This is a genomic window from Roseofilum reptotaenium CS-1145 (assembly GCF_028330985.1).
Lineage (GTDB): Bacteria > Cyanobacteriota > Cyanobacteriia > Cyanobacteriales > Desertifilaceae > Roseofilum > Roseofilum reptotaenium.
Map to the genome: position 1 here is coordinate 70,416 of NZ_JAQMUE010000079.1, position 23,780 is coordinate 94,195.

A 23,780-nucleotide genomic window follows, 5' to 3' on the forward strand; every position below is an offset into this window, starting at 1 on the left:
CAATGTAAGACCGGCAAGTTAAAACATGCTATAACCGATTTTCCAAAACAGCAGCCACCACGCGATGATCCTCATCTTGGGAGAGGGCTTGTAGGGCTTCCTGAGCTGCTTCTGAGTCAGCAAACTGTTGTAGCGCCCAAGCGACTTTGCGACGGATGCGCCATTCGGGTGAGGCGATCGCCGGTAATAGGGTTTCTAGGGCTGCTTGTTGTTTGTGGGTATTGACTAAGCAAGCGAGTCCTTCGATGGAAGCTTCAATAACCGTAATATCTTCGCCGTCTAAGCCACACAGACAAACTTCTAATAAGGCTTCTGGATGACCGAGGTCAGCAAGAGCAGCAATGATGCTGCGACGGAGCAACCAATGGTTATCTTGATGAAAGGCGATCACCAAATGGGAGATGGCGACTTGACCGGCGTAGGAGAGAGAGTTGGCAGCTTCCGATCGCACATTGGGGTCTGGGTCTCGTTTGAGCAGTTCCAGCAGGGCAGGAAAAGAGTCGGGGGATTGTTTGCGCCCTAGTCCCATGGCAACAAAGGAACGGACGAGAAAATCGGGGTCGTTGATTTTACTCATCAGCAAGGGGACTGCATCTTCACTGCTATAGTCTTTGAGGGCGGTGACGGCTTTGAGTCGGTCTTGGGAATTGGAGCTGTTGAGGGCAGTTTGGATTTGATGCAGTTCCATGGGGGTTGGCGAGGTCTTGTGTTACGTTTCTTAAAATTTTAACCACAGACTCCAATATTTGGGAAGATGATAGGTGTTACAAAATGCCAAATTGAGTGTTAATACCCTAATTGAATCCCTATGTCTGAATCAAACTCTACTCAAGCCTCTCCTCAAGAAATTGAAGAAGTGATTCGTGAATTAGAGCAATATCGTGAACGTCTGGTCAATGATTTCTTGGGCGCTTCTCGCAAGGCTAAGTTCTCTAAAAAGCAAGCTTTAGACGATTTGGCTAATCATCAGGAAATCCTTAAAATCGATCGGGCACTTCAGGAATTGCGTGGGAATCAAAATTAATCGAATTTAGAGGGGATAAATAACGAAACTCCCCTCTTTAGTGTTTGCCCGTTTAATTGTCAGAAAGAGATCATGTTAAGTCCTGCTGTTCAAGAATTAATTACTAAAGCCCAAATTGTTAGTTTTGAGAGTTGGATCTCGGCCGAAAAGCCGGATGTGATTCAGGTGTTTGAACAGGCTAATCAAGAGCGCCAATATTTAACGGACGATCAGTTAAAGTATTTAGCCAGTCAAGCAGGGGAAAAGGGAGAATGGTTGGATATAGCCAAGGAATTGCGCGATCGCGCACCAGAGATTATCGATCGGGCTAGATCTGAGGTTTTAGAGCAGTTTCCCCAGATTACGGAACCAGGAGGGGCATTATATCCGGAAAAGCGGGCGGAAAATTGCTGGCGGGATTTTTGGCATTTTTTGCGCTGTATTCATTATGGAATCGCTGGCCAATCGCCCCAGTATACTAATCCAGAGGGATTGCACTATATGGATTTATTGTATCAGGAGTTAGCAGTTCCTTTAGATGCCATGGTGATGGGTTTGGAATCGATGAAACAAATTGGCATTGAACAGTGTGGTGGGGATAAGAAGACTGAGTTGTTGCCCTATTTCGATCATTTGATCGATCGGCTTAAAGGATTTGATGGTTATAGGAAGTAAAGGAGGAAAGGCAGTGTCCATGGATCGATTTCGGTATTTCTTTGATTGTTGTGTGGGAGAATGGGTGACAGAGCGGACCTATCACTATTTAACGGTTCAGGAGGTGGAACGATCGCACACAGAATTCGCGATCGCTCCCCTATCAACCGCAGCTAAAACCCAAGTTCTCAAAGATAATCAACGTCCAGAACTGGATAATATCGAATCTTTATGTGGGTTTCATTTAGGATTTGATACGGTCTCGGAAAAAGGGGAACGGGTTTCCCAGAAACTTAATATGCTGTTTGTTCCCCAGGAAGAGACCTCTGGAGTGTTGACAGGGGATTATTTGCGCGATCGCGCCTATGAAGAAGCCGCACCCAAGGTCGCCCAATTCCGCTTTGATCCCCAAACCTTGGAATTATTAATGACCACAAATTATACGCGTATAATTTCCGTAGATTCGATCGCCCTAATTAACCCCACTCTCAGAATTCGGCGCATTTTTAATTACCATCGCCCGGCAGAAGGACACCCCCTCGATCAATTGGCTCTTGTAGGGTTTGGAGTAGAACAAAAAAAATAGTGTCCTCCGAATAGGATAGTCAAATGACTCATATTCTGAGAAAATCAAACAGATTAGTCACATTAAGGGGCTGAAACTTTACAATTCTTCATAGTTTCCGGGCCGACCCTCAGGATATAAATGAGGAGATGGAAACCGGAAAGAAACTGGAAGAAATTGGCATAAAGTCAGAACATCAGCTTAGTCCGAGGAGTAAGCGTTTTCTGCACAGAAATGTTAAGTTTCTTAGCGTTTTTAAACGTCCTTCCCAGGAATTCACCCTTTTGTAGACCCTCTTTTGAAAGGAGATTAGAATAAATGCCTTTTGGACCCGCGTCGGAATTAGGAGTTTCTTTATACGAAGAAACCGATCCCATTGAAGTCTGGCCAGGACGATCGGATGAGGAAGTAGAAGCCGTCATTTGCGCAGTCTACCGCCAAGTCTTAGGCAATGCCTATGTCATGGAGAGCGAACGCTTGAGTATCGCTGAATCTCAATTCAAGCGGGGAGAACTCAGCGTTCGTGAATTCGTACGTCAAGTGGCAAAATCTGCCTTATATCGCACTCGTTTCTTCGAGTCTTGCCCTCGCTATCGTGCAACGGAGTTAAACTTCAAACATCTTTTAGGCCGCGCTCCTAATAGCTATGAAGAAATGAAAGCTCATAGTGATATTTTGGATCGCGAAGGTTTTGAAGCAGATATTGATTCCTACATTGATAGTGACGAATATCAAGATACATTTGGGGAAAATATTGTCCCCTATGTGCGGGGCTACAAAACCCAAACCGGTAAAAACATGGTGGGCTTTACCCATATGTTCCAACTGATGCGCGGGCCCAGCAGCAGCGACTTCAAAGGTAGCTTGGCTGGCAATCGTCCTCGGTTGAATAAACTGGTGATTCAAGGAACACCAACCGCCGTTGTTCCTCCTTCGGGTGGTGTTGGAGGTTGGTCTTTCCAAGATTCTACTTCTAGCGCTCGGACTCGTCTGGGAGTAGGCGCGACTGAAGGTGGAAAAGTTTACCGGATTGAAGTCACGGGTTATGGTTCCCCAGGAGCAGTTAATCGGGTGTCTAAATTCCGTCGCAGCAACAAAGTGTTCTTGGTTTCCTTTGATGAACTCTCTAAGACCTATCAGCAAATCCACAAACAAGGAGGTAAGATTGCCAGCATTAGTGCTGTCAATTAATCCTGTCTTTGTGTGATCGATAGGTGGCAGTAGGACAGAGACCGTTCTACTGCCGGCTTTCTATGGAGTAGCCTAGGCAACGAAAATGCTTTCGACAATGTGCAAGGGTAGTAGATAGGGACAATAGGGCGATCGCCTAAAAAACGAAAAAATAATTGGATCTTATGGGACTAGAGGGAAAAGCCTTACATGAACCAATGGTGCGCCTGCAAATTGAGGGAGGTAACTCCCCCCATCAGCGTCGCGTCCGGTCTGGGTTAACTGTGCGCCAAAGTCAATTATCTCAGGCGATACAGCGGATTCACCGTTCAGGAGGTAAAATCCTAGAGGTTCAACGGGTCACTCAAAAGCTAGAGAAGGCTGAGACCACAACTGAGCATCAGGCGATCTCACAATCTTTCGAGTCCGTGAGGACAGAAGCATCATTAAGCGACCAGACAGATCGGATTTTAGATCGCGAAGCATCCCAAAATCCTGAACCTGTGGAAGTCGAACTCGATCCTCCAATCGCTCAAACCTTTAACCCTCAAGCACGTGCAGTTGCAGAGCCGAAACCTTTCTCTCCCATTTATTATTCCTTATTTCCGCAGCGAAAAGTTGACCGGTCGAGGATACCCCCTGTGCGTCGTCAGCGCATGAAAAATTCTCTAAAGCGTAAACAGCTATACCGAACCTTATCTCCAGGAAAGCAAAGACGGCGATTTTTCCGCTGTCAACCTTTGAAAAGACGGCGGTGACGGTAAGGGTGATATTTTAAGTTGAGATTATGGATCTGAAACAATTTGTAAAACAGTCAATTGGGCGATGGAGATCGCAACGCAGTGCCCATCATTTAGCCTTCGCCCATTTTGAAAAAGTGCGATCGACCATAGACATTATGGCCCTAGACCCCCAAGATCCGGGAGTCCTAGAGGTGTGTGAATTATATAAGATCGATCCAGCCAGCATGGAATCCCCATTTAGGATGACTTGGGAAGGAGAATCGGATTGGGATGAAGATGATTGGGATAAAGAAGAGGAAGAAGAAGAAGAACAGGAACTCAAGGGATCGTGTATTTTAGTCCCCATTCCTGACCCGGAGTCTCCCCAGAATGGCCAACTCCTGCGCGATCGCGGTTATGCCGAAACCATTCCAGCGATCGGTCACTATTCTCTCAATACTGAAGGTATCTTTACCTTAATCACTGAATACGATCGGGCAGCAGCCGAAGAGCGGATTTGGTTTGCTACCCCTAATTTACGTTTTCGGGTTTCCCAAATTAAAACCCGTGATGGCCAAGGCGTAACCACTGCTTCTTTTTCTTCTGAAATCCGGTCTCTATCCTCCTAAAGCTTGAGACTGTTGCGCAAACTGTCAATTTATCCGCGATCCCCATATAGATAAAAACCACAATTTAAGATATAATTTGGGGATCGTAAAAAACTTGTTATGGTCATCAATTGCCAGGTATACCCCTAGCCAATCACAATTTCTGTCCCTGGCTAATTGTCCCCAACCCCTAGAATAGCAAACTGTTCCATGACCTCTAGTGTATCTGTATCCTCTTCTCAGGAACTGATTAGATTCGCTCATTGGTTAGCTGGAGATTTTAGCAATCATCAGCAAGCCTATAACCACCCCACATTATATGCCCATATTCATGTCTTGTGGCGACCCCTGCCCTGGGAATTTTTTCAAGGTATTGGGTTTTATTCGGAGCAAGTCTATGACTATGATCTCTGGAGTCCATACCGTCAAGGCGTACATCGGTTAGTCGATCAAGGCGATCGCATTTATATCGAAAACTATAGCTTACAAGACTCCATCCTTTATGCGGGTTCAGCACGAGAATTAAGCATTCTCCAGACCATTACCCCCCAGGTCATCCAACGGCGCTATAACTGCTCCATGGTTTTCCAATGGGATGGAACGTGCTATCGGGGATCGGTAGAACCCGGAAATCAATGTCTCATTCATCGCAAGGGACACCAAACCTACTTGGTTAGTGAAGTAGAACTGACAGAAAACACGTGGAAAAGTCTGGATCGGGGGATGGATGTCAAGACCCATGAACAGATTTGGGGGTCAACAGAGGGAGCCTTGGAATTTGAAAAGATAACCAGTTTTGCCCAAGAAGTCCCCACCGAAAATTTAGGACTGTAAACCTCTTGAAAATGATGAAGGATAAACGAGTGTAACAAAAAATAAACCTTAATCCAAAATTTGCTAAAATGGCTAAAGATACATCAAACAATCGTACCCAATATTCAGAGTCAAAAATGAAGTTAGGAATTTCTATTACCCCCACTGGAAAAGAGCTACTGAGCGAGATGGCTAAAACCACGAAACTATCCCGTTCGGAATTGGTAGAGCGGCTTTCTAGGGGGTATATCAGCATTAAAAGTGAGCTGACGAATACGATTCTAACTTTAGACTTTGAGACTAAATCAGGGGATGCCAATGGTTCAAAAAACGAGTCCAAGTTTCCGGCACTGAAAAATATTGCCGTTAGTCAAGTTTCATCAGCAGAAGCGCCTCCAACTTCAGCCGAAGTTGCCGAACTGAACCAAGCTTTGGCAGAAAAAGAGCAAAACATTGCGACCCTACAGGAAAAGCTGACCGCTTATCAGAAACACAAATCTACGGAGTCCGTACTCAAGCAAACTATTGCTGAAAAAGAATACCAGATTTCTGAATTGCAAGCTCAAGTGAAACAGCTTCAGGATCAGGAGGCTCATCAAAGCAGGAGTGAAGAGGAAAATCAAGAAGCGATCGCCGCTTGGCAGCAAAAAATAACTGAACAAGGACAAACGATTGCGCAGTTACAAGCTCAAGTTAACCAACTTCAGCAAACCCATGATGTCCTGAAAAATACTACGGTTCCCAAAGAGCATTACGAAGCGATTCAAGCCCAGTTATTAGAAGCTCAACAACAGCAAGACCATCAGAGTCAGAATCAGTCTATCTCCGACCAAGAGTATGAAGCTCTAGAATATAAACTGCAACAACAGTACCAGATTGTGGAGAGTCTACAGGCACAATTACAAAGTGTGAAAACGCCCCATGCAAAGGAAAGTCAATTGCGATCGCAATTGCATCTCCAGCAGGAAACGATCCAATCCTTAGAGGAAAAAGTACATCGCTTGCAACAAGTTTCGGCGATCGGTGAATATCACCTAAACCGGTGGCGCACTCATAGCTTTTAAGCCAGTAGGGGCGAAAAATTTTTCGCCCCTATTCTGCTAAATGATCGCTTGATATTTCTTGTCCATCTCTTCCAACTGGGTTGGAAGGACACACCGGCGTTCTGAGGCATAACTCATTAAATTGACCCCATTGAGCATTTTCACGGTACTCACACGCACGCGGAAATTATCCGTAATAAACCAAGCCCTTTCTTGTCCTTGATTGCGCTCATACTCCGTCTCAATGGTTAATACCCCATCCGTCGCAAAATGGTATCGTCCAATCACCGGGATACCCTCAACATACCCTCGATTTCGCAAAAAATAGCCTTGGCGAGGATTATCTGAATTAGGAATATCCACCAAAACCGCAGCATAATTGGGATTAGGTTCTTGGTCAGTATCTAAGTTGTCTTGCCACATAAAACTTGCTCCCCCAGACGCTGTAGCCGGATCGGTCTTATTGATCTCACAAAGCTCTACCACTTTGGGATCATTGGGGCCAAAAACTTGGACAATGAGATTAGAAAGTCCAGACTCATTAATCGTAGAGTCAAAATGATGGACAGTGCGCTCCGAATACCAAACTCCTTCACTTTTGCGAAAGAAGTCCATCATCGTCATAGGATGCTGAAGTAACATGAATAGTCAAACCTTCTGTTGTCAGATCAATCGGCAGATGTGGTTTTTAATTAAGAAAAGTTAACAAAACTCTAAGTCATGTGCCCTAAAATTTTAGGATAAATCAAATTGGTTCATATTCGTTCATTCAACATGGTGTATACAGAAAATGGCGATCGCACTCCAGAGCAACTTGGACTGCATCCCGGAGCAGATCGACCTGGAATAGACGCTATGCAAATGGATTTATCCGGCATAGACTTAAATCAAGCTAATTTAGCCACCGCTAACTTGATTGGCACAAACCTGAGCAGAGCTTCCTTGAATGGAGTCAACCTAGAAGGGGCAGATCTACGAGGGGCAGATCTACGAGGAGCCAACTTACAGGGGGCGAACCTCAAAGGAGCATACTTAAATCGATCCCAACTGCAAAGTGCCAATTTAACCGCCGCAGTTTTAGAAGAGACTAGGCTAAAACTGTCTCTCTACAACAGTGAAACCCTTTGGCCAGAAGGTTTCGACTATCGGAAATCAGGAGCAGTCGGACCAAAAGCAAGTTTAGCTGGAGTATTTCTAAATACCGCTAATCTTCGAGGAGCCGATCTACAGGGTGCTAATTTGCGCGGTGCTTATCTGAGTGGAACAGACCTAACCGAAGCCAATTTAGAAGATGCAGCCTTGAGTGGAGCCAATTTACAAAAAGCCTTTTTAACCGGCGCTAATTTGCGTAACGCTCGCTTGAATAATACAGAATTGCAAGGGGTAGACTTTCGCTGCGCCGATCTCACGGGAGCCAGTTTTGACCAAGTACAGAATATTGCCGGAGCCGACTTTAGTCAGGTCAAAGGTTTAACCGAACAAGCTCAGAGCCTTCTGCGTGGACGACAAGCTCAAGAATTAGGTACTTGGAACCCTTTTACACGCCGTAGTACGGCTGAGAGTTTAGGCATTACATTTGGATGAATGGGGCATGTAGAGGTGGACGGCTGTTCGCCCCTACAGGTTTTTCCAGCACATGAGCGCAGAGTGCTATACCAGTAGTCCCTGAGTGCCCATTGCCCACGCCCTATTCCCTTGATAATGAATGATTCTTTATGATTCGTTATTTTCCTCCTGACTCTCCTTGCCCGACTTAATCAGTTTTACGATCGCCAAATCATTAAACTCCTCAGCGAGAGTCAAAACTTTTTCGGCAAACACCTTGTATGTAGGATGCCGTTCCATTAAATGCTTTGCTTTTCGTTCCACTACTTCAATATCACCAATCCTTGCTGCTTTCAAGATCCCTTGTAACTCCTCTGAAGTAGGAAAGATCATTTCCTCATCTTCAGATTTTTTTCGCTCTGTTGTCCCTTGATACACCCACTCCAGTTGCAAATGATGCTGTAGTTGTTCCAACAACTGGGGTAATTGAATCGGTTGGGGTAGAAAATCATTACTGCCGAGTTTCATTGCGCGATCGCGATTTTGCTCATATACATTAGCTGAAGTAGCAATCACGATCATCTCTTGAAACTCGGGGTTTTGTCGCAACTGGGAAATGACCGCCCATCCATCTAGAATCGGCATCATTAAGTCAACAATCATCACATCAGGATGTAGCTCACGGGCTTTTCTCAGAGCTGTTTCACCCTGTTGAGCTGCAAAGATCTTAAAGCCCAAAGGTTCGAGCAATTTCGTAAAAATATCCAGATTATCCAAGTGATCGTCAACAACCAAAATACTCACGGGTTGGTGATTAGAATAGCCAGTAATGTGGTCAGCCGAGGTTTTTGGCGTGAGTACAGTTCCTTCTCCTTCTCCTAAAAGCAGATCTAGGTCAAAGCAGAATGTACTTCCTTCCCCATATACCGATACGACTTGCAATTGAGACCCCATCATCTCTACTAATTGTTGAGAAATAGCCAATCCTAGTCCGGTTCCTTTTGCCTTTCGTTTCGCTTCTCCAACTTGCTCAAAGGGTTGGAAAATCTTTTCCATTTGTTCAGGGGTCATTCCTGCACCCGTATCGATTACTTCAAAGCGGATAGTTGCTGTTGACTCAGATTGAGCGTTATTTTGAGTGTGGCTTTCTGCTTGCTTTTGGACGGACAGGGTAACAGAGCCGCGATCGGTAAACTTAATGGCATTATTGAGCAGATTGAGCAAAACTTGGCGCAATCGCTTTTCATCAACCACAACTTCTTCTGGGAGATCGTTGGAGAAATTCCATTTAAACGGTAAATTCTTTTCTGTGGCTTTGATCTGGCAAATTTCGGTAACCCCAAAGAGTAGGGTGGAAAAATGAATCGGTTCGGGGAATAAGTCGAGTTTTCGAGCCTCAATTTTGGAAAGGTCAAGAATATCATTAATTAATTTCAGTAAGTGTTCTCCACTTTGTTGAATAACAGAGACACTTTTTTTATCGAAGGAGTGGACAGTCGCAGAGCGCTTGAGAATTTGGGCATACCCCAAGATGCCATTGAGGGGAGTTCGCAACTCGTGACTCATGTTGGCGAGGAATTCACTTTTGGCTTGATTGGCAACATCGGCCGCTTCTTTAGCCTGTACTAATTGTTGAGTGCGCTTCTCTACTTTAGCTTCTAGGTTTTTCGAGTAGTCGGAGAGATGTTGGTTGGCAATGAAGAGCTGTTGATTAGCGATCGCCAGTTTTTGCTGCTTATAAGTATTCGTCGTTATGATTGAACTGAGTACAAAAGCGGCCAGGGGAGGCATCACCGGAATCAGGATGCCGACCAAGAAGGCCCCATAGGCTCCCACCAACAACCCTGCACTCCACAGAATGACACTCCACAAGACATTCCCTCCAGGAAGAGTCCGGTTTTTCTGCTCACCCCAAACGATCACCAACCAGAGTCCCGCACTTCCCAACGAGGCCCAAAGTCCGATCCAAAGTGCTTGCATACTCCCTGTCCATCCCTTAATCGAGGGACGACCCTCTAAGGCGCTGCGAATGATTTGACTGATAATATTGGCATGAACCACCACGCCTGGAGTCAGTTCTTTGGTTTCTAACCAACTGGTACTATAGGGCGTAGCAAAGAAATCATTGGTACTTGGAGCGGTTGATCCAATGAGAACAATGCGATCGTGCATTAAGTCAGGTGCCATCTGACCTTGGACCACATCCCGCAAGGTGATCGTCGGAAACATGGTCGTTGGTCCTCGCCAATTGAGTAAAATCTGATAGCCACCGAGGGCTTTTTTGGAATAGCCGGCCTCTCGATTTTGCAGGGGAGTAAAGGTGGTAAAACCCAGTTGGAATTTGAGCTGTTCTGGATTAAGCATATTTAAGGTAATGTCCCGTTGCTCCAGATATTGGATCGCAATATTGGCAGCCAACCCATCTTTAATTGCCCCTTCTTCTTGGTTATCAGTTGTAGAGAGTAACGCACGGCGGATGTTTCCATCTCCATCCAACATCAGATCGGCAAGGGCAACTCGATCTAGGGCTTGTAAAATTGGAGGGGGTTCGACGCGATCTCCAATAATTTTTTCCACTCCGATGAGGTTGGGAGTGCTACCAAAAACCTCTTTGAGTTCCGCATGTCCTGGTTCTTCGGGAATATTGCGATAGATATCCAACCCAATCATCGCCGGTTCCTGGGAGCTAATTTGTTGGATGGCTTGGGCTAACAGGCGATCGGGAATCGGCCAGTTGCCCGCAAATTTAATATCTTCTTCATCAATGGTGACAATAATAATAGTCTCCTCCATAGATTCCTGCGGCCGCAAGCGAAAAAACAGATCCCGTATGCCCCATTCCAACAGATTGAACATGCCTAAGAGATTAATCGCGATCGCACTCGCCGATACACTAGAAGCAATGATGATCAGGCAAAGGTAAGGTCTGATTGATGCTTGGAATCTTGGCAACATAGTTCAATTCATTATTAATTAAGCAAAGGTTACCTGACCCTCACTGATTTTTTGGACAGTGCTTCCTTTAGTCGGCACTTTCCTCTGAGGATTTCTCCTTTGATTGCCAACTAATGCGCTTTTTTCTTGCTGCTGTAAATATTTAATTGTGGTGTTATAGACAAGAAAATATTTCTCAAACTGTCGCTTGAGTCTTGCTCTTTATTCAGGGTTTAGGAGCATTCAGATCTGGCGTAATCTTCTTACTGTAACTCCTGAATCTGGGCATTTAGATTTAGTAAGCTGTTGGAATCAGAGAGGCTTTAGTTAGTTTGGATAAGTTTACTGAGTCTAACAACTCTGTCCATTCTGCCACCAATTCAGGATTCGTGGGATCAACCACTTGTAAAGCTGCGAGGATAGCAGCACAGTCATACCAGACTCCATTCTCTGCGAGGATTGAGGACTGCTGTAAACGGGTTTTGCCTTCGAGCGATCGCGCCAACTGAGAACTTGGAGCAATTCTTTTCACCAAACCATCAACAAACGGAGTGTTGGGAGATAATCCTGGCTCCAACTTAAGGGCAAAATACCACTGATAGAGTTTACCCACTTCCAATCCAGGTGCATCTTCAGGAAGTTGAATGGCAAGAATTCCACCTTTTCCAGAGACCGGAATTGACGTAGTGTACAGAAGAGTTTTGTCCTCATCTTTGAGAGAAAAGATTCCTTCTCCTCCTGGGGACTCAGGCACATAAACCAAAATCATAGGATGGCTTGATAGAGTCGTACCGTAGAAATTCTCGGGTAACACGGCCACCATAGCTGATTGCTCAAGATAGTTCTGCTCACTGCGAGCTGCGCCCCCTGCTGCTTGACTGGGAGAACTATTATCTGAAGGAGGAATAAAACTACCTCTTGATGCACCCCCTGCTGCCTGGCTTGGAGCGCTATTATCTGAAGGAGGAGTAAAGCTCTGGCGAGATGCTCCTCCCGTGGATTGACTGGGTGCGCTATTGTCTGAAGGAGGTAAGAAACTACTCCTTGATGCTCCTCCCGTGGATTGACTGGGTGCGCTATTGTCTGAAGGAGGTAAAAAACTACTCCTCGATGCTCCTCCTGTGGATTGACTGGGCGCGCTATTGTCTGAAGGAGGTAAGAAATGGCTCCTTGATGCTCCTCCGGTTGATTGATTGGGTGCGCTATTGTCTGAAGGAGGTAGAAAACTGCTCCTCGATGCTCCTCCTGTGGATTGACTGGGCGCACTATTATCTGAAGGAGGGATAAACATAGCAGCTTGAACCGTTTCTATTTCTATCGAGAGCGTCACGATCGTCACTAGAGACAAGCTTGCTGCTTGTATAGCGTGTTTCTTAAGTTTCATAGGTTTGGCCTCACGGATTTTGGATGATAGGGATAAGTTAAGTTGAGCAGACTTGAGAAATAAGAAATAAATTTTGATCGGAGATAGTTATAATCTAACGTTAACTTAAAGTTCCGTGGTGCTTCAACTTAGAGTGCCCTTACCGTTTCTTAGGGTTTCATTGTTGCAGTGCTGCGATGCTGCGATCGGGATCTTGGATTGAGCCTCTTTTACCCAACCCAATCGTTTTAGCATTTTTAGCTATTTTATATAAAAGTATTTTAGTATACAAAGCTTACCTTCCGCAACCTCATTTTAAAACAATTGCAGAGAGGATACAAGGCGATCGCCAATTATTTCTGATTGTTTTGATTCTCTTTCAACTTCCCACTCCCGACTTCCCCAATCTAGAAACTTCCCTGACTTGAGGCTCTAACTCCTGTAAAGAAAGTCAGAGCCAAGTAGTCAGCAGGGCTTTTTGTCCGAATCGGGAAAAGGTGCAGGTGAAGCGGTGACTCAAGAATTTCATTTGTCCGTCACGCCAGTGGGTTATGTCAGGGAAAGTGCCAGTGGGAATCTCCCCTTGCGTAAAACTTACTTAGTGCGAACCGAATTAGTCGCTCCTGGAGTTCCTCTAGCGGAAGAACAGGTGGAATGGCCGATCGCCGATTGGCTAGAATTAACAGAATATCTGATCGGCGATCCTCTATTTCCGACTCCCCTTTCCTCCGAATCTGTAGATTTAGTCAGTTTTGGCAAAAGCTTGTATAGCTCCCTCTTTCAAGGAATGATCGCCCAAAGTTGGCATACTGCCCAAGGAATTGCCCATAACCGCACCGAACCCCTACGGTTGCGCTTACACTTGAAAGATCCCCTAGTCGCCCAACTTCCTTGGGAGATTCTTCATGCTGGAGATCGCCCTCTCACCACAAATACGGAAATTCTCTTTTCTCGCTACCATCTCAATCCCAGAGTCCGACCTTTAAACTCCGATCCAATTGTAGAACCGTTGAACATCTTGATGGTGCTTTCAGCGCCCAGCGATCAACAAGGATTAGCTCTCGATCAAGAAATGTATCGCTTACAAGGGGAACTGCAAAATCACGAAAGCAGAGGTTTAGATGTCCATCTGGATATTCTCACCTTTCCCGATCGCGAACAATTAACCCGAACCCTAGAACAAGGACAATATCACATTTTCCATTATTCCGGTCACAGTCAAGCCAATGCCTTGGGAGGCGAAATCTATCTCAAAAATCGACACACGGGCTTAACTGAACAACTTCATGGAGAAGATTTAGCCGGTTTATTAGTCAATAATGGGATTTTAATGGCCCTGTTTAATTCCTGTTCCAGTGCCGGAACCGGAGATACCAGTTTAGCCGAAAGTTTGCTCAAACGAGGGATTCCTAGTGTTTTGGCAATGGGCGATCGCATCCCCGATCAAGTAGCCATCACCTTTAGTCAATTATTCTATCGCAACCTGAAGCGAGAATATGCCATTGATTTAAGCTTAAATCGGACTCGTCAAGGTCTGATTGCTGCCTATGGTTCCGATGCTCTCTATTTTGCCTTGCCCATTCTCTATTTACAACCTGGATTTGAGCAATTTTTGCCTCCAGAGAAGCGCCCCCATTCTGTCTCTCGTCCTGTGCCTGCTGTTGCGTCTCCACAAGTTCCTCAGCTTTCTATCAAGAAGGATAAAACCTACTATCAGCAACGGATTCAAGAAAATGCCCAGGATGTAGAAGCCTACGATCGCTTAGGAGTCATTTTTTATCAAGAAGGTCAAATTGAAGATGCTATTTCTGCCCATCAGATGGCTTTATTAACTGATGCCCATTATACCGACGCTTATTACCATTTAGGCTGTATTTTATATGAACAAGGCCGAGTCCAAGAAGCCATTGATCTCTATCGTCAATTGCTCGATCTCGATCCAGAACATCCCCAAGGGAATATCGCCTTGAATCAAGCTTTGGCGCACACTCAAGCGATTTCCTCTTTACCTGTAGAGAGACGCGAAGACAAGGCATTACCGGACAAGAGGCGATCGCCTAAGCGATGGGTGAAACTCTCGTCTTTTCCCTTAGATCTTAGGCGTTTTGGGATGATAGGGACGAGTCTTTTGGGGGGAGTTGTTCTATTAATATTTAGTATTTCCCAGGGATATATTACGTTTGTCAATCCTTGGGAAGATTCTGTTGTCGTGCGTCCTTCTCCTCTGCCTACAGATCAGCCCAATACAGAAAATGCCAATCAGAATTTGGTCATTCAGGCGATCGCTGAGTTTAATCAAGGTAATGTGGAGCAAGGAATTATCCATGTAGAAGATTTGCTTGACAGTGGAGTTATTTCCTATGCAAAGCAAGCCTTAGAAACCGCTCCCCGTGAGTTGAACAATGAGCCAGAGTTGAGTTATATTTGGGGACGCTTAGTTTGGCAAGCTCTACAACAGGGAAATCGCAATTATAGTGTGGATGATGCCATCCGCTATTGGGGAATTCCGATAAAAAAAGGGTTTCAACAAGCAAAATATTACAATGCTTTAGGATTTGCTTATTATTCCTACAAGGATTTAGATCAAGCCAAGAAGAATTTTGAGCTGGCAACTCAGCATACTGAGAGTGAGACTTCCCCAGAATTATTAACGGCTTATGCTGGATTAGCCTTAGTTTTTGCCCAGGAAAATCAAGAGCAAAAAGCCTTTGAATTTTATGAGGCTGTAATGGATCGCGCTCCCTTGGCGTTTCAACCTCTATCTCTAGGAAAAGACGATTGGTTATGGACCAATGAGGCAATCGCTCAATGGAGTTTTTTAGGCGATCGTTTACCTAGAGTTGCAGAGAAAAACAATTAGGGAAGGCAATAGGCAATAGGCAACAGGTAATAGAGAAAACCGAGTTTTCTCGACTGTCTACTTCCTACTTTTTGAGAAAGTGACAGAAGAAGTCTAATTATTAGACCTCTTGCATACAGTACTTTGTGCTGTTACGGAGTACACTATTGAATCCCCAAAGCCATGTACCACAATCCTATTCCCTATTCCCTATTCCCTATTCTCTAACGTCTACCAGAAGTCTACTAATGAATACTAATACTCAATTCCGGGTTGTGCTTTGACTCCTTGCTCGCGGAAAGGATGTTTAAGTAACTTCATTTCAGTAACCAAATCTGCCGCTTCAATTAGGGCTTCTGGCGCACCTCTGCCCGTGAGGATGACGTGGGAATCTTGGGGTTTTGTGCTTAAACCGGCAATAATGTCTTCAACCTGCAAATATCCCAATTTAAGCGCCACATTAATTTCATCGAGTAATACGAGGCGAAATTCCGGGTTTTGCAAATAGGCTAATCCCTGTTGCCAAGCTTCTGTGGCTTTGGCGATGTCGCGATCGCGATCTTGAGTATCCCAAGTAAAGCCTTCTCCCATAGCCTTAAATTCCAGTTGTTGGGGAACCCAAGGTTGTAAAACGGCTTTCTCTGCTGGTTCCCATGCGCCTTTGATAAATTGCACGATCGCCACTTTATAGCCCTGACCGAGCGATCGCAATACTATCCCTAACGCGGCTGTAGTTTTGCCTTTCCCATTTCCCGTATGGACAATAATCAAACCCTTTTCCTTATCGGCTTTGCTAACGCGCTCTTTTTGCACCTCTTGGCGACGTTTCATTTTTTTCTGGTGTTGCTCGGCGCTCAGAGATGAAGATTGGGTATGCATAGCAGAAACACGGTTAACATTCTGTTTACAGTTTATCAGGGAGTGGGGAGTCGGCAGACATGATAAAAACCTGCTCTCCATGGGGTATATCCGTAATTAACCCGTTTGATTAATTCTTCTTACTGCACTGACCTTCCCGAAATCCCAGGATTTTGTAACAATATAGATAACGACGATCGCCGTCGTCCCTCACCTCCCATACAGGACAGAAAACTATGGTAGCACTGACCGATCGCCCTCAAAAAAGACTAACAATAGAAACCGCTTCGATCGCCGAAAATACAACAACGATCCGCTCCCTCGACTGGGATCGCGATCGCTTTGACATCGAGTTCGGACTACAAAATGGCACCACCTACAACTCCTTCATTATCCAAGGTGAAAAAACCGCTCTGGTCGATACGTCCCATCGTAAATTTGAGCAACTCTATCTCGACACCCTCAAAGGACAAATCGACCCCGCCACCATTGACTACATTATTATCAGTCATACAGAACCCGATCATAGTGCCTTGGTCAAAGATGTCCTCGAACTCGCGCCTCATGCAGTCGTGGTTGGGGCTAAAATTGCCGTTCAATTTCTCCAAAACCTAATTCATAAACCCTTTGAAAGCCAATTGGTGAAAAATGGCGATACCCTAGATTTGGGTCAAGGCCATATTTTAGAATTCGTTAGCGCTCCGAATCTCCATTGGCCCGATACCATCTTTACCTACGACCATAAAACTTCTGTTCTGTATACCTGCGATGCCTTCGGAATGCACTATTGCTCCGATCGCACCTATGATGAAAACTTAAGCGATATCGAAGCAGACTTTCGCTTTTACTATGAATGCTTAATGGCTCCCAATGCCCGCTCTGTTGTTAACGCCATGAAACGGATGGCCAAACTCCAAGAGATTAACCTGATTGCCACCGGCCATGGCCCCCTATTGTGGCATAACTTAGAGGAACTCACGGGCCGTTACGATCGCTGGAGTAAGGAGAAAACCAAAGCTGAAAAAACCGTTGCCGTTTTCTATACTTCAGATTATGGCTATAGCGATCGCCTCTCGCAAGCAATTTCCCACGGAATCACCAAAACCGGGATCGCTGTAGAAATGATGGACTTGCGAGCGTCCGATCCCCAGGAAGTCCGGGAACTGGTGGAAATGGCATCAGCCCTCGTCATTGGAGCGACTCCCCAGTCCGGAGATGTCGGCAAAGAAGCAGAAGCGGCCTTGAGTACCATTTTAGTCGCTGCCAACGATAAACAGGCGATCGGTCTGTTTGAGTCTGGTGGAGGGGACGATCTCTCCATATATCCCCTGCGGAACCAATTCCAAGAACTGGGACTTAAAGAAGCCTTTCCCGCTATTTTGATCAAAGAAGCTCCCACAGAAGCCACCTATCAAGTCTGTGAAGAAGCGGGAACCGATATGGGGCAACTTTTGGGACTCAAAGATGCCATTAAACAGATGAAGTCCCTGGATAATGATCTAGACCGAGCCTTGGGTCGCTTAAGTGGCGGACTTTATATCATTACCGCCCAAAAAGGTGAACTCAAAAGCGCTATGCTCGCGTCTTGGGTCACTCAAGCAAGTTTTAAGCCCCTAGGGATTACCATTGCTGTAGCCAAAGATCGGGCGATCGAATCCCTGATGCATGTAGGCGATACTTTTGTTCTCAATATCCTCAGTGAAGATAACTATCAAGGCTTAATGCGCCACTTCCTCAAGCGCTTTGGCCCTGGTGCAGACCGCTTTGAAGGGGTAAAAACCCAAACAGCCGCCAATGGCAGCCCCATTTTGACAGATGCTCTTGCTTATCTGGAATGTGAAGTGGCTAGTCGGATGGAGCTTTCCGATCATTGGTTAGTCTATTCCACCATTGATACTGGACGAGTGAGTAATGTAGATGCTCTAACCGCTGTTCACCATCGAAAGGTGGGCAACCATTATTAAAGAGGGAGGCAATGGGCAACAGGCAATAGGGAAAACCAGGTTTTCCCTTTGTCCTTGAGAATTATAATTCAGAACAATCCTGTAGGGGTTAACAGCACTTAACCCCCACGGAACCTCCCAGCAATTTTAGACCCTTTGGGTGAATACACTAGCCAGATGCTTGAGAATTTGCAGCACGGGATATAAACCATTCTGGCGGTTACGAAGATTGAACTCATCTGAGAGATCATAAATAAACCCGTTCACATCAGGTATAAGTTTCACAAAGGTAAAATTAGCTCCATTGGTGAGGAGTCCATAGGTGGCAGATGTGGCTGCATGAGGACTAGCAAGGAGATAAGAAAGTAGTTGAGATCTGCCGACTTCTAGGGAAAAAGCCGCTTGCTTAGACTCGATCGCCAATACCCAAAACTTCTCACCCAAAACCAATACATCTAAGTTGCCCGTAACTTTCAATTCTCCATCTTGGTCAGTGATTTCTGTAGAGACTTCCGAGCGAATGCGGAAGGGAGGTAAAAAGAAACCTGCCATATCGAACAGAGGAGAAAGAACGACCATTTTTACCGTGTTTTCCAGCAGTGGAGGATAGCGCAGGAGATAAGTATAGCTGGTTTTAATGCGATCGCAGCGATCTTTCTCTGTATCGGTCAACTCAGGTAGCGCTGTGTGCCATTCTGAGAAAGCATCAGGGTCATCGGTCAAGTGCAGTTGAAAACGATCTTCGAGTTCACTTAGGGAAACGGTTCTAGCAGTCAGCGTTGGCATGGAGGGCAAGTGTGGAGATCGGATTAATTTGAGTGTATGCTTTCAGTGTAACCCTTAAAGGCAAGATACATAAGCCGAGATAAATAGGCCTTGCTAAGTTTTACGGAATCGCTATACTATGAGCTGAATCCAATTCGCACGATAGCTCAATTAAACCATCACTCATTAATTAACCCAAAACTAAGGTGGAAATCTCTATTTCTAATCAACAAAACATTACTCTAGCTCCAGATGTCCTAGTTCAGGAACTCTCTGGAGAATCAGTATTACTAAACCTAAACAGTGAGGAATACTTCGGCTTGGATGAGGTGGGTTCACGGATGTTATCCCTGTTGACGGATTCTACTTCAATTCAAGAAGCGAGCGATCGCCTATTGGAAGAGTATGAGGTAGAGCCGGAAAAACTACACCAAGATTTAATTGAACTGATTGAAAATATGGTCGATCATGACCTGGTTACTGTGAGTCCAGCGTAAAAGTGGCTTCAGGGATCGGGGGCGATCGCCAATTTCTTTTCAATGTGTCATAAGAAGAATTCCGGAAAATCCTTCAGTTGTGCTATAGTACACTCTGGAAAAATCAAGGCAGATCGGTTTACAGTTCAGGCATAGGTGGAGTATAATCAGCTCATTTTAAGTGGCCAGACTGATTTAAAAATCAGCTAATTACTCCATCTAAACACCATATAGAGGTGAAGAGAGTGAGCGGAATCGTAGGAATCGTCAATGCCGATCAGTCTCCCGTTGACCGGGAGCAATTGGCACAGATGACAGGATATATGACCTTCCGGGGGCCGGATGTCCAGAGAATCTGGGCAGAGGGTTCTGTCGGTTTTGGGCATACCCTGCTGAGGACAACTGACGAATCTGCGAATGAAACCCAGCCTCTAACAGTGGATCAGCGGGTATGGATTGTAGCGGATGCACGGGTGGATGGTCGCAGAGAGTTGATCCGAAGTCTTCAAGACCGAGGAGAATCGGTTAACTTAGATACTCCCGATCCCAATCTAATCCTCCATGCCTATCAGATTTGGGGTATAGATTGTTTGGATCGCCTGACTGGGGATTTTGCCTTCGCTATCTGGGATAGCCGAGAACAGCGTTTGTTTTGCGCCAGAGATCATTTTGGGGTAAAACCGTTTTTCTACGCTCATTTGGGCAAAGAATTTGTGTTTAGCAATACGCTCAATTGTGTGAGACTGTATCCGTCTGTATCGGAAAAGCTTAATGATTTGGCGATCGCCGATTTTCTCCTATCTGGGTACAACCAAGAAATCGATACCAGCGCCTTTGCGGATATCCAACGGCTACCTGCCGCTCATCGGTTAATCTGGACTCCAGAGAACTTTAAAGTTGAGAGATACTGGACATTGCCAACCGATGGCTATATCCGGTATAAACGAGACGAAGAGTATGTAGAGCAGTTTTTGGACTTAATGCGGTTGGCAGTTGGCGATCGACTGAGAACCAATAAAGTTGCAGTTTATATGAGTGGAGGATTAGATTCTACCAGTGCAGTGGCGATCGCCAAAGAACTCCTCTCTCAAACTTACCCCTCCTACGACCTCAGAGCATACACCACCGTCTTCGATCGTCTCCTCCCCGACGAAGAGCGCTACTACTCCGGTTTAGTTGCCGAACATCTGGATATTCCCATCCACTACCAAGTCGCTGATGACCTAGAGTTGTGTAAAGGATGGGAAGATATAGAAGGATGTGCGCCAGAACCGACCTTAATTCCTTTAGTAAAAAGCAATAAAGAATACTACCAAGCAATGACCTCCCATAGTAGGGTGACTCTCAGTGGTGAAGGTGGAGATGGAGTATTTCACTCAGAAGGGTCTTATTATTATGGCGTATCTATGATTAGAAAGGGGAAAATCGGAACACTGATACTAGAGATATGGAAATATTGGCAATCTCATAAACATATTCCTCAGCCCGGTATACGCGCTCGATTGAAAGAGGCTTTAGGAATATCATCATGGACCCCTTCCTATCCGGCATGGCTGAATCCAAGTCTAGAGAAACAGCTAAACTTAAAAGCAAGATGGAAAAATGTTTACCATCAAGGAAAACTTAAGCCCATAGTTAGTTTTCGTCCTGAAGCCTATGCCATGTTAGTAGAGCCATTTGGCTCTTATCTATTTGAGAGTTATGACTCAAGTGTGACAGGGTTCCCCACTGAAGTTAGATATCCATATTTTGATCTACGATTAATAGAGTTTTTATTTTCGATCCCAGTGATTTCATGGATTTTGTTCAAAGAAATATTAAGGGTGTCTATGGTGGGAAAACTACCGGAACCTGTAAGGTGTCGTCCAAAAGCTCCTGCAATGGGTAATTCTATTAAACTAAGACTCCAACAATTAGAGGACCAATGGGTTGATGAGTTTGATGAAACTCCTCGACTGTCTAACTATGTAAATAAGGCGGTTATCCCACGCCTTTGCGGAATGACAGCTCAGAACGGTGAAGCTCTGATCGACCTTCGTCCAATAAGCTTGAACTACTGGCTGCATCAGCTATCATCAATTAAAATTGATTCAAAATCAACTCAGGAGGCTCGCTATGTACTCGGAAAATAAGAAAACTATCAAAAGAAACTATCACAGTCCAAATCTGATCAGGTACGGTGATGTCAGTCAGTTAACCAAGGCCTCAAGTATTAACTCCAATGTTTTAGACAACTATACTGGTATGCCGGCGGCCCCAAACAATAAAACTGGATTTTAGATTCAGTTGGCAAGACTCTCCTCTTGCTAACTGAATGGATCGATCAAGACTAAAAAAATCCCGACTTGTGGCATTTTGTTCTTCTGCATTTGGTCTTTTACTAAACTGTAACTGTCCCATATCTGGTTTAGTTCCTTTACCTTCCCCAGCAAAAAGTTGTGACGTAGAAGTAAGGCTGGGAATCGAACCCCTATGGTTAAGCCAAGCCTTACTCAACGTTTCATCAACTCAAAGTGTGAGTTCGATCGCCACTAATACGGGAGAACCCTTGTGGACAGTTCAGCAGCTTCTTAATGGTTCTTACTTAAGATTGGTCTATGCCGATCGCACTCAGTTTATCCTAGACTGCAAGGGTACAGAGGTATGGGGAACTTGGCCGGACGAGTTAACATTGGAGGATACAGCGACCTATTTGCTCGGCCCAGTGATGGGATTGATTTTGCGTTTGCGGGGAGTAACCTGTCTTCATGCCAGTGCGATCGCCGTCGGTAATTGCGCGATCGCACTGGTCGGTCGTTCTGGTGCAGGAAAATCCACCACTGCAGCAGCATTTGCCGAACTTGGATATCCTATCCTTTCTGACGATATCGTAGCTTTAGTAGACCAAGACCATCAGATTCTAGTTCAGCCAGCTTATCCCCGACTCAGACTTTGGCCCTCTTCTGTAGAAATTCTCTATAACAATCCTGATGCACTTCCTCGCCTTGTTCCCACTAACCCCAGTTGGGATAAAACCTATTTAGACCTCAATCAAGACCAGTACAAGTTCCAAGATACTCCTCTACCTCTCGTTGGTATTTATATATTAGGCGATCGCACCAGTTCTTCTCCCATGCCTGAGTTAACACAACTCCCCAAAAATAAAGCTCTAATTGATCTGATTGCCAATACCTATGCTAACTTACTCCTTGATAAGACCATGCGCGAACAGGAGTTTCACTTTCTCAGCCATACGGTTAATCAAATCCCCGTGTATCAACTGAATGCTCACCCTAATTCTGAGCATTTATTCAACATTCCACCTGTGATTTTAGAGAACTTATCCCATGTATAGTATATCGAGTTATGGCTCCATGATTGGCGATCGCACTCGCATGGAAGCTTATAATCGAGCTATGAAACAATCGGTTACTCCGGATTCAGTAGTTCTCGATATAGGAACGGGAACCGGAATCTTTGCCCTCCTTGCGTGTCAGCTAGGCGCAAAAAAAGTTTACGCCATTGAAACGAATCCAGCAATTGAAGTCGGCAAACAGGCCGCAGTTGCTAATGGCTATAGGGATAAAATTGAGTTCATCCAAGACCTATCGACTAACGTTAAATTACCCGAATTAGCTGATGTCATTATCTCTGACTTGCGGGGAGTTTTACCTTTATTTCAGCAACATATTGGCTCATTAGCTGATGCGAGAACGCGGTTGTTGCGTCCCGGAGGTGTGTTAATTCCCCAACAGGATAACATTTGGGTGAGTGTGGTAGAAGCACCCAATTGGTGGAACACAATTAACGATCCTTGGGATAAATATTGTTATAGTTTCAACATGGATGCAGCGAAAAAAAACGTCAATAATATTTGGGGGAAAGGCTGGGTTATGCCTTCTCAATTATTGGTACAACCGCAACTTTGGGCAACGTTAGATTATAGAACCATTGAAAATCCTAATGTGGGCAATCAAATGATTTTTGAACCCTCTCGGAGTGGGACAGCCCACGGATTGAGTGTATGGTTTGATGCAACGTTGATTGAGGGAGTTGGATTTTCGACGGCTCCAGGAATGCCAGAATTGATTTATGGGACAGGGTTTTTCCCATTTTTAGAGCCGGTTGAAATTCGTTTAGGCGATACAATTTCCGTTAATTTACAAGCCAATTTAGTAAACAATAGCTATATCTTCCGTTGGGATACCCAGGTATGGGAACAAGGAAAGGAAAGCCAGTGTAAGGCTCAGTTTAAGCAATCTACCTTTTTTGCCCAATCCCTTTCTCCTCAGCAGTTACGGAAGCAGGCAGGGACTTTTGTCCCCCAGTTGAATCAAGAGGGTAAGATAGTGCAATTGGTTTTAGAGTCTATGGGGCAAGGAAAATCGGTGAGCGAGATTGCACAAATGTTAATGGAGCAGTTTCCAGGAGCATTTTCTACGCCGAAAGAGGCTCTAACGCGGGTAGGGCAATTATCAACAGTGTACAGTGAATAGAATA

The 23,780-nt window shown here is 45.0% G+C and carries 21 protein-coding genes; 15 read left to right on the plus strand and 6 right to left on the minus strand.

The genetic code is table 11. From position 1 onward, the window contains the following. Positions 1 to 28: 28 nt before the first annotated feature. Positions 29 to 688 (minus strand): HEAT repeat domain-containing protein, encoded by a 660-nt coding sequence (locus PN466_RS15215; RefSeq protein WP_271940503.1) that lies wholly within the window; start codon positions 686 to 688, stop codon positions 29 to 31. 120 nt (positions 689 to 808) lie between these two features. On the opposite strand from PN466_RS15215, the gene PN466_RS15220 reads away from it, so the two are divergent. The 8 genes from PN466_RS15220 to PN466_RS15255 all read left to right on the plus strand — a co-directional run bounded on the left by PN466_RS15220 (position 809) and on the right by PN466_RS15255 (position 6,599). Beyond that, complete coding sequence (locus PN466_RS15220) at positions 809 to 1,024, plus strand: acetyltransferase (protein WP_271940504.1); 216 nt, start codon at positions 809 to 811, stop codon at positions 1,022 to 1,024. A 72-nt stretch (positions 1,025 to 1,096) separates the two neighbouring features. Continuing rightward, positions 1,097 to 1,678 carry a phycobilisome protein gene (locus PN466_RS15225; protein WP_271940505.1) on the plus strand — a complete coding sequence of 194 codons (582 nt, stop codon included), beginning with the start codon at positions 1,097 to 1,099 and terminating at the stop codon, positions 1,676 to 1,678. Between the two features lie 19 nt (positions 1,679 to 1,697). Continuing rightward, entirely contained in the window at positions 1,698 to 2,243 is a 546-nt protein-coding gene (locus PN466_RS15230; RefSeq protein ID WP_271940506.1) for a phycobiliprotein lyase, read from the plus strand. Between the two features lie 297 nt (positions 2,244 to 2,540). Then, positions 2,541 to 3,413, plus strand: a complete 873-nt coding sequence (locus PN466_RS15235; protein ID WP_271940507.1) for a phycobilisome linker polypeptide — start codon at positions 2,541 to 2,543, stop codon at positions 3,411 to 3,413. Between the two features lie 164 nt (positions 3,414 to 3,577). Continuing rightward, positions 3,578 to 4,150 carry a phycobilisome linker polypeptide gene (locus tag PN466_RS15240; RefSeq protein ID WP_271940509.1) on the plus strand — a complete coding sequence of 191 codons (573 nt, stop codon included), beginning with the start codon at positions 3,578 to 3,580 and terminating at the stop codon, positions 4,148 to 4,150. A 29-nt stretch (positions 4,151 to 4,179) separates the two neighbouring features. Continuing rightward, the gene (locus PN466_RS15245; RefSeq protein ID WP_271940512.1) at positions 4,180 to 4,743 is read left to right on the plus strand and encodes a phycobiliprotein lyase; all 564 of its coding nucleotides are present in this window, start codon (positions 4,180 to 4,182) and stop codon (positions 4,741 to 4,743) included. Positions 4,744 to 4,932: 189 nt separating this feature from the next. After that, entirely contained in the window at positions 4,933 to 5,556 is a 624-nt protein-coding gene (locus tag PN466_RS15250; protein ID WP_271940513.1) for a chromophore lyase CpcT/CpeT, read from the plus strand. Between the two features lie 68 nt (positions 5,557 to 5,624). Then, positions 5,625 to 6,599: a hypothetical protein gene (locus PN466_RS15255; RefSeq protein WP_271940515.1), complete on the plus strand. Its 975-nt coding sequence runs from the start codon at positions 5,625 to 5,627 to the stop codon at positions 6,597 to 6,599. A gap of 36 nt (positions 6,600 to 6,635) precedes the next feature. Here PN466_RS15255 and PN466_RS15260 read toward each other — a convergent pair whose 3' ends face one another. Then, positions 6,636 to 7,220, minus strand: coding sequence for a phycobiliprotein lyase (locus PN466_RS15260; protein WP_271940517.1), 585 nt, complete (start codon positions 7,218 to 7,220; stop codon positions 6,636 to 6,638). Between the two features lie 132 nt (positions 7,221 to 7,352). Here PN466_RS15260 and PN466_RS15265 point away from each other — a divergent pair, with 132 nt between their 5' ends. Then, complete coding sequence (locus PN466_RS15265) at positions 7,353 to 8,162, plus strand: pentapeptide repeat-containing protein (protein ID WP_271940519.1); 810 nt, start codon at positions 7,353 to 7,355, stop codon at positions 8,160 to 8,162. A gap of 129 nt (positions 8,163 to 8,291) precedes the next feature. Here PN466_RS15265 and PN466_RS15270 read toward each other — a convergent pair whose 3' ends face one another. Together PN466_RS15270 and PN466_RS15275 are read right to left on the minus strand one after the other, a co-directional pair. Then, on the minus strand, positions 8,292 to 11,078 hold the full coding sequence (locus PN466_RS15270; RefSeq protein ID WP_271940521.1) for a CHASE2 domain-containing protein: 2,787 nt from the start codon (positions 11,076 to 11,078) through the stop codon (positions 8,292 to 8,294). A gap of 274 nt (positions 11,079 to 11,352) precedes the next feature. Continuing rightward, the gene (locus PN466_RS15275) at positions 11,353 to 12,441 is read right to left on the minus strand and encodes a DUF928 domain-containing protein (protein WP_271940523.1); all 1,089 of its coding nucleotides are present in this window, start codon (positions 12,439 to 12,441) and stop codon (positions 11,353 to 11,355) included. Positions 12,442 to 12,898: 457 nt separating this feature from the next. Here PN466_RS15275 and PN466_RS15280 point away from each other — a divergent pair, with 457 nt between their 5' ends. Beyond that, on the plus strand, positions 12,899 to 15,280 hold the full coding sequence (locus PN466_RS15280) for a CHAT domain-containing tetratricopeptide repeat protein (RefSeq protein ID WP_271940524.1): 2,382 nt from the start codon (positions 12,899 to 12,901) through the stop codon (positions 15,278 to 15,280). Positions 15,281 to 15,514: 234 nt separating this feature from the next. Here PN466_RS15280 and cobO read toward each other — a convergent pair whose 3' ends face one another. After that, positions 15,515 to 16,138 carry a cob(I)yrinic acid a,c-diamide adenosyltransferase gene (gene cobO / locus PN466_RS15285; RefSeq protein ID WP_271940527.1) on the minus strand — a complete coding sequence of 208 codons (624 nt, stop codon included), beginning with the start codon at positions 16,136 to 16,138 and terminating at the stop codon, positions 15,515 to 15,517. Between the two features lie 215 nt (positions 16,139 to 16,353). Here cobO and PN466_RS15290 point away from each other — a divergent pair, with 215 nt between their 5' ends. After that, positions 16,354 to 18,081 (plus strand): diflavin flavoprotein, encoded by a 1,728-nt coding sequence (locus tag PN466_RS15290; protein ID WP_271940529.1) that lies wholly within the window; start codon positions 16,354 to 16,356, stop codon positions 18,079 to 18,081. Between the two features lie 126 nt (positions 18,082 to 18,207). On the opposite strand, the gene PN466_RS15295 is transcribed toward PN466_RS15290, so the two are convergent. Beyond that, positions 18,208 to 18,846, minus strand: a complete 639-nt coding sequence (locus tag PN466_RS15295; protein WP_271940533.1) for a restriction endonuclease subunit R — start codon at positions 18,844 to 18,846, stop codon at positions 18,208 to 18,210. 185 nt (positions 18,847 to 19,031) lie between these two features. Between PN466_RS15295 and PN466_RS15300 the strand changes: the two genes are divergently transcribed. The 4 genes from PN466_RS15300 to PN466_RS15315 all read left to right on the plus strand — a co-directional run bounded on the left by PN466_RS15300 (position 19,032) and on the right by PN466_RS15315 (position 23,776). Continuing rightward, on the plus strand, positions 19,032 to 19,322 hold the full coding sequence (locus PN466_RS15300; protein ID WP_271940535.1) for a PqqD family protein: 291 nt from the start codon (positions 19,032 to 19,034) through the stop codon (positions 19,320 to 19,322). Positions 19,323 to 19,546: 224 nt separating this feature from the next. Beyond that, positions 19,547 to 21,433 carry an asparagine synthetase B family protein gene (locus tag PN466_RS15305; RefSeq protein WP_271940538.1) on the plus strand — a complete coding sequence of 629 codons (1,887 nt, stop codon included), beginning with the start codon at positions 19,547 to 19,549 and terminating at the stop codon, positions 21,431 to 21,433. A gap of 215 nt (positions 21,434 to 21,648) precedes the next feature. Next, positions 21,649 to 22,635 carry a hypothetical protein gene (locus PN466_RS15310; RefSeq protein ID WP_271940540.1) on the plus strand — a complete coding sequence of 329 codons (987 nt, stop codon included), beginning with the start codon at positions 21,649 to 21,651 and terminating at the stop codon, positions 22,633 to 22,635. Continuing rightward, positions 22,628 to 23,776 (plus strand): 50S ribosomal protein L11 methyltransferase, encoded by a 1,149-nt coding sequence (locus PN466_RS15315; protein WP_271940543.1) that lies wholly within the window; start codon positions 22,628 to 22,630, stop codon positions 23,774 to 23,776. The genes PN466_RS15310 and PN466_RS15315 overlap by 8 nt, the downstream gene beginning before the upstream one ends. Positions 23,777 to 23,780 lie beyond the last annotated feature (4 nt).